Genomic DNA, 6,000 nt, shown 5'->3' with positions numbered 1-6,000 from the left:
GATGACCCGGCACCCAGCGGCAATATCAGTGGCCCCCGAAGGCAATATTCACTGGCCCCCAAACCCACAAATACTCAGTCGACGGTGGAGCGGGTCACGCCGAGCTCACGAGCGAGTGCAGCGACTGGTTCTCGCCCGTTCACCCGGAGCAGACTGATCAGCCTGTGGTCGAGGTCATCCAGGGGCATACGCATAGAGTACGGCTCGGGTATGCAAAGTGTGCGATTCCTCATCGTAATTAGTGGGAAAATCCACTATCGATGAGGTATTCGCGCACCGTAGCGTTGGAATCCTGATCGAAGGAGGCGCCGAGTGGTGCAGTGCGCAGAAATGACCAACAGCTCCCGGAGCCGCGTGTCCGGGAGTCTACCCATTCCAGCCCACGTCTTCACCAGGGTCTGACCGTCGTGTCGGTTCAGTCACCGGGCACGGTCGTCCTCATCCGTCCGCACCGGTTCACGCCCAACTCTCAAACCGCCGATGACAACACGTTCCAGCCGCTCGTCGACCTGTCGAACCTGAACGAACATCACCACACGGCCCACGGCGAAGTGACCGTCGTGGCCGAGACCCTGCGCGCCAATGGAATCACCGTGCACCTCTTCGAGGACGAGCACGAGGGCCGTCCCGACAGCGTCTTCCCCAACAACTGGTTTTCCACCCACGCCGGCGGCCATATCGCCGTCTATCCGATGCGCACGCCCAACCGCCGCACGGAACGTCGCCAGGACATCCTGGAACTGCTCAAACAGAACTATCGCGTGCAGGACGTGATCGACTACTCCGGCCTCGAATTCGACGGGATCTACCTCGAAGGCACCGGTGCGATGGTACTCGACCACGTCAGCAGAGTCGCCTATGTGGCCAGGTCACAGCGTGCGGATCCTGTCGCCCTCGAACGCTTCTGCACCAACTTCGGCTACGAACCGTTGGTTTTCGACGCCGTCGATGATTCGGGTATCCCGATTTACCACACCAACGTGATGATGTGTGTGGGGACCCGGTTCGCATTGATCGGGCTTGAGCTCATGACTTCGCGCGATCGTCGTGACGAGGTCGTTGAGCGTCTGACGTCTTCGGGCCGCACCGTCATCGAATTGTCGTCCGCCCAGATCAAGGAATTCTGCGGTAACGCCATCGAACTCGAGGGAGACCGGGGCAGGATCCTCGCGCTGTCCCGTCGGGCGTTCACGGCGTTGACGGAACGCCAGCGGGAAACACTCGAGGAGTCCTGCCGTCTTGTGCCCGTGGACGTGCCGACGATAGAACTGGCCGGCGGTTCCATCCGGTGTATGCTCGCCGGAATCCACCTGGATCGACGACGTCACCAGGACAGGTGGCCAACGTCTGCCCCAGCTCCGTTCAGTGCGCTGGGCGCGCGGCAGTAGGGGTGCTTGTCCTGCTCCGGAACGACCGCGGATGCCCGGTTCCGACGACTGCTTCGGGCTGGCCCTGGCCAGTCTTGGGTCCCGGCCACGCCCGCCTGGTAAGCGGCTGCTCCGGCGGTACCTGCGCTTGAAGCGTCGGAGTCTGTTCGGACTGAGTTCGCTCAGCGCGGATGCACTCGGACGCGCCCCGTAGCCCAATCGCAGAGGCAGACGACTTGAAATCGTCACAGTGTGGGTTCGAGTCCCAGCGGCGGGACTCATCCTCGTCGGCGGGATCTCGGCCGCACAAGCTGGTTCGCGCTGCGCAGCACCGTCGGTGCCGTCAGGGTCGCACGGTCCAGCTCGACAGTGGAGCGGATGCTGAACACCGCACTTTCGCCCGGGAGCAGCGTGATCAGCATGTCGTCGACTCGGGCGGACTGGTCTACCCTGTCCACCAGGACGGAAAGATCGCGGGTGAGCGTTGCGGCCGTCACCGTGAGCAGGTAGCCGTTCGCGACCCGTTCGAGTGACGAGGACAGGGACGGGGCACCGAGCCGGGTGTCGCGGGGCTCGGCGAAGAACCAATGGCCACGCACCCTGCTGAGCTCGGCCCGGAGGAGTTCCGCTGCCGCATCCGTTGTCGCGGAGACGGATGCGGGCAGCGGCACGGTCACCGTGGACCGCGCGGGCAGGGTGACCTGTTCCGCGTGTTCGGCCAACACGATTCCCGCGTCTGTGAGGCGTCGGACGATGAGCTCGCCCGACCACGGTGAAGCCTCGTCGTTGACGACGACCGCCGCCAGGGTTCCTCCGGCGCGCGGTTGAATGGTCACGAGTCTGTCGGCGTACGCGTGGCGGATCGCGTAGAGCAGCGGTTTGGGTCGCCCATAGCCGTCGACGGCCGCCCAGGACGTGACCGGCCAGCAGTCGTTGAGTTGCCAGACGATGCTGCCCATGCAGTGCGGTTGCAGGGAACGGAAGTGTTCGATGGCGGTGCCGATGGCGTTGGCCTGGTTGAGCGACATCGCCCAGTGCCAGTCGTCGATGTCGTCGGGCAACGGGTAGTGGGCGAGCAGGCCGTCGGTGAGCTTCACGTTGCCCTCCATCGCCTTCTGGTGCACCAGCATGCCGGGGGACTCGGGAGTGAGCGGGGAGTCGCTGATCGATGCGCGCATGGTCGACCAGGTCGGTGGGCCCTGCCAGCCGAATTCCGCTACGAAGCGGGGCGTGTACTCACGGTAGGCGGGGTAGTCGCGCTGGTTCCACAGGTCCCAGATGTGCATCGTGCCGTTGTTCGAATCGTTCGGCGTGAGTGTTCCGTCACGGCCGAGACCGTCGGTGCCGCCCGGGGTGAACGGGCTTCCCGGCGTGTATCCGATGTGCGGCGCCAGTTCGGCCACGATGCGCGGGAAGAGCTCGTAGTAGTAGCCCGCGCCCCAGGTCTTGCCATCCAGTCTCGTCTTCCAGTTCCACTCCTCGTGGCCCCAGAGGTTCTCGTTGTTGCCGTTGAGCACGATCAGCGATGGGTGCGACGCCAGCCTGGCCACGTTGTCGCGGGCCTCCGCTTCGATCTCGCCGAACAGGGGCGCCTCTTCGGAGTAGGCGGCGCAGGCGAGAAGGAAGTCCTGCCACGTGAGCATGCCGCGTTCGTCGCAGAGCTCGAAGAAGTCGTCGGCCTCGAAGATGCCGCCGCCCCAGACCCGGAGCAGGTTGATGTTGGCGAATTCGGCCTGCTCGATGCGGTCCCGGTACCGGTCCCGGTCGACCCGGTGCGGAAAGGAGTCGTCGGGGATCCAGTTGGCCCCGCGAACGAAGACCGGCTGCCCGTTGACGGCGATCGTGAACGGTGTCCCTGTGGCATCCGGCTCGGTGTCGAACGACACGGTCCGGAAGCCCACGCGCCGGTGTGCCGAATCGAGTTCGAGTGCTTCGGCGTCGTCCGCGCCCGAACCGTGCAACGTCACGTCGACGTCATAGAGCGGCTGCTCGCCGTAGCCCCGCGGCCACCACCGCGACACCTCGGCAACATGCAGCGTCACGACCGCGCTCGTCTGGCCCGCGTTCAGAGTGGCCGAGCCGGTCACGCCTCCGACGGATGCCGTCACGATGAGATCTGCGTCGCTCGCCCGGGCGACCTCGACGTGCACGGCGACCGTGCCCGAGTGCCGGGCCGTCCCGTCTGCCCGGACAAGGGTGTCCACGGTGGCGATCGGGCGCACGGACTCGATCCGCGCCGTCGCCCAGCATTCGAGGGCGACCGGGCGCCAGATGCCCGATGTGCTCGTGTCGATGCCCCAGTCCCAGCCGAAGCTGCAGGCCATCTTGCGGATCGCGTTGTACGGGTGGTGGTTCACGTGCGGGCGATAGCCGAGTTCGAGGCTGGCGGCATCCGCGGCCCGGATCGGAGAGGAGAACGTGACGGCGAGCTCGTTCAGGCCGGCGCGCAGATGGGTGCGCAGGTCGAATCGGTAACGGCGGTGCATATTCCTGGTCACGCCGATCCGGTGGCCGTTGAGTTCAACCGTCGCGATCGTGTCGAGACCGTCGAAGACGATCTCGCTCTGGGTGCTGCTGTTCGGCTGCCAGACAAAGGTCGTCGTGTATCGCCAGTCGGTGAGTCCGATCCAGCCGAGCAACTGCTCATTGCCGTCGAGGTACGGGTCGGGGATGAGGCCCGCGGCGAGGAGGTCGGTGTGCACCGACCCGGGAACGCTTGCCGGAATTGTGTGCTGGCGCACGGCCCGGGGGACAGGGCCGTCGAGCGCGGTGACGGTCCAGTCGGCGAGGAGGCGTCGGATCGGGTGACTCGTGGGCACGACGGCCTGGATGGTGGTGTCAGTCATGATGTGGCGGCAGCGACTCGACGACGCCCGGATGGGTGAAATCAGGAATCTGAAATCCGGGCGAGATCGTCATATCGCCTACGTTACGACACGACGCCGCCACCCCGGTAGACCGGGGTGCGCTGGGGCGGGCTGAGCGCTCGCGTCCGGAAGGGCACGACAGAGGTCTTGACAGCACACTTGTTTTTTGCAAGTATGACGTCAGTCCACATGGGAACCTCTACAAGGAGACACGATGACCGCGATGTTCGTCAACCTGCCGGTGACCGACCTGGAGCGCGCAAAGGCGTTCTACACGGCGCTCGGATTCACCATCAACCCGGCCTTCTCGGACCACAACGCGGCCTGCGTCGTCGTCGAAGAAGACCACAGCTACTTTATGATCCTTGTCCGCGAGTACTTTCAGACCTTCACCGACCTTCCGATCGGAGATCCGGCCGTGAACCCCTCCGTGTCGACCGCGATCTTCCTGGACAGTCGCGAGGCGGTCGACAAGGCCGTCACCGACGGCGTCGCCGCTGGAGGCTCTGAGCCCAAACCGGCCTCGGACTACGGCTTCATGTACCAGCGCCAGCTGAACGACCCCGACGGCAACTTCCTCGAGTTCGGCTGGATGGACCCGGTAGCAGCCGCTCAGGGCCCCGAAGCCTTCGCGAATCAGCAGGACTGAGGTCGATGGCCGCACGCGACTATGGTCAATACGGTGGCGTCACGCGAGGCCTGGAGCTTGTGGGAGAGCGCTGGGCCCTGCTCATCGTCCGCGACCTGCTCGTCGGGCCGCGGCGCTACGGCGAACTCGCCGGGGGACTCGCTCGGATCCCGAGCAACATCCTGGCCGCACGGCTGAAGGAGCTGCAGGCGGCGGGCATCATCCGACGGGTGCCTCATTCGCGCGTCATCGTCTACGAGCTGACGCCGTACGGCCGCGAGCTCGAGCCCGTGGTGCTCGCACTCGGGGCGTGGGGATTCAAATCCCTGGGCGATCCGCGGGAGGAGCAGGTCATCACCCCTGACGCCATGACGATGGACCTCCGGACCGCGTTTCGGCCGCAGGTCGCGGAGCAGCTCCCGGCGACCGCGTACGCGGCGCGGTTCGGTCATGCCGAGCTTCTGATCCGGGTGGACGGCTCCACCCTCGATGTGACGCGCGGGGACGGGCCCGTCGACCTCGCCTTCGCCGCTGGTCCGGGCATCCGCCGGCTCATTTCCGGTGAGCTCGGCCCGGAGCGCGCGATCGAGACCGGGGTCGTCGAGGTGCTGCGTGGTCGCCGTGCCCTCCTCGGTCGCTTCGCGAGCACGTTTCACCTGGCCGCCTGAGCCGAGCGCGGTACCGCTACGGCTGCACCCGGAATGCCCTGCGTCTGGACCTGGGGTCGCGGCCCGGCGTAGTGTGTCCGGCATGTCGCTGTTCTGGGAAGAAGTCGTCGTCGATTGTCGCGACCCGAAGGGGCTCGGGCGATGGTGGCAGGAGGCTCTCGGCTGGATCGTGGTCGGCGAGAGCGACGACGAGCTCGAACTCGCCGCGGCCGAGGGTGCGCACCCGACCCTGCTGTTCGGCGCTGTCCCCGAGGGAAAGACCGTGAAGAACCGGCTCCACCTCGACTTCGTCCCCGACGACCAGGCCGCCGAGGTCGGGCGCCTGCTCGGCCTCGGGGCGACCCGTGCCGATGTGGGCCAGCGAGACGTCCCCTGGGTAGTCCTGGCGGACCCGGAGGGCAATGAATTCTGCGTGCTCTCGGCCCGCACGGTTGGTTAGCGCCCGTGTCCGTCGAGCAGGGCGGCCGCGA

6 protein-coding genes and 1 tRNA gene are annotated in these 6,000 nt (G+C 66.1%); 5 read left to right on the top strand and 2 right to left on the bottom strand.

The window, feature by feature from the left end; genetic code table 11:
• Nucleotides 1-74: 74 nt before the first annotated feature.
• Nucleotides 75-188, bottom strand: coding sequence for an AsnC family protein (locus QN357_RS05130; protein WP_323504622.1), 114 nt, complete (start codon nucleotides 186-188; stop codon nucleotides 75-77).
• Between the two features lie 219 nt (nucleotides 189-407).
• On the opposite strand from QN357_RS05130, the gene ctlX reads away from it, so the two are divergent.
• Together ctlX and QN357_RS05120 are read left to right on the top strand one after the other, a co-directional pair.
• A complete protein-coding gene (ctlX, locus tag QN357_RS05125) occupies nucleotides 408-1,388 on the top strand; it encodes a citrulline utilization hydrolase CtlX (RefSeq protein ID WP_198413729.1) in 981 nt (326 codons plus the stop codon).
• Nucleotides 1,389-1,569: 181 nt separating this feature from the next.
• Nucleotides 1,570-1,644: transfer RNA gene (locus QN357_RS05120), tRNA-Ser, on the top strand.
• 1 nt (nucleotide 1,645) lies between these two features.
• On the opposite strand, the gene QN357_RS05115 is transcribed toward QN357_RS05120, so the two are convergent.
• Nucleotides 1,646-4,213, bottom strand: a complete 2,568-nt coding sequence (locus tag QN357_RS05115) for a glycoside hydrolase family 2 protein (RefSeq protein WP_322136226.1) — start codon at nucleotides 4,211-4,213, stop codon at nucleotides 1,646-1,648.
• Nucleotides 4,214-4,448: 235 nt separating this feature from the next.
• Between QN357_RS05115 and QN357_RS05110 the strand changes: the two genes are divergently transcribed.
• The 3 genes from QN357_RS05110 (at nucleotide 4,449) to QN357_RS05100 (ending at nucleotide 5,969) form a co-directional block, all read left to right on the top strand.
• Nucleotides 4,449-4,883, top strand: a complete 435-nt coding sequence (locus QN357_RS05110) for a VOC family protein (RefSeq protein ID WP_134448278.1) — start codon at nucleotides 4,449-4,451, stop codon at nucleotides 4,881-4,883.
• A 5-nt stretch (nucleotides 4,884-4,888) separates the two neighbouring features.
• The gene (locus QN357_RS05105; RefSeq protein WP_134448280.1) at nucleotides 4,889-5,530 is read left to right on the top strand and encodes a winged helix-turn-helix transcriptional regulator; all 642 of its coding nucleotides are present in this window, start codon (nucleotides 4,889-4,891) and stop codon (nucleotides 5,528-5,530) included.
• Between the two features lie 82 nt (nucleotides 5,531-5,612).
• Nucleotides 5,613-5,969 (top strand): VOC family protein, encoded by a 357-nt coding sequence (locus tag QN357_RS05100; protein ID WP_134448281.1) that lies wholly within the window; start codon nucleotides 5,613-5,615, stop codon nucleotides 5,967-5,969.
• Nucleotides 5,970-6,000: the final 31 nt, after the last annotated feature.

This window comes from Cryobacterium sp. RTC2.1, from assembly GCF_035018685.1.
Classification (GTDB): Bacteria; Actinomycetota; Actinomycetes; order Actinomycetales; family Microbacteriaceae; genus Cryobacterium; species Cryobacterium glucosi.
The sequence above is the reverse complement of the archived record's forward strand: the minus strand, read 5'-3'. Positions and strand labels throughout refer to the sequence as shown.

Excerpts from the sequence above, each read along its gene's own strand:
- QN357_RS05115 (WP_322136226.1), bottom strand. The coding sequence starts at position 4,213 with ATGACTGACACCACCATCCAGGCCGTCGTGCCCACGAGTCACCCGATC.
- QN357_RS05110 (WP_134448278.1), top strand. The coding sequence starts at position 4,449 with ATGACCGCGATGTTCGTCAACCTGCCGGTGACCGACCTGGAGCGCGCA.
- QN357_RS05100 (WP_134448281.1), top strand. The coding sequence starts at position 5,613 with ATGTCGCTGTTCTGGGAAGAAGTCGTCGTCGATTGTCGCGACCCGAAG.
- QN357_RS05105 (WP_134448280.1), top strand. The coding sequence starts at position 4,889 with ATGGCCGCACGCGACTATGGTCAATACGGTGGCGTCACGCGAGGCCTG.
- QN357_RS05130 (WP_323504622.1), bottom strand. The coding sequence starts at position 188 with ATGCCCCTGGATGACCTCGACCACAGGCTGATCAGTCTGCTCCGGGTG.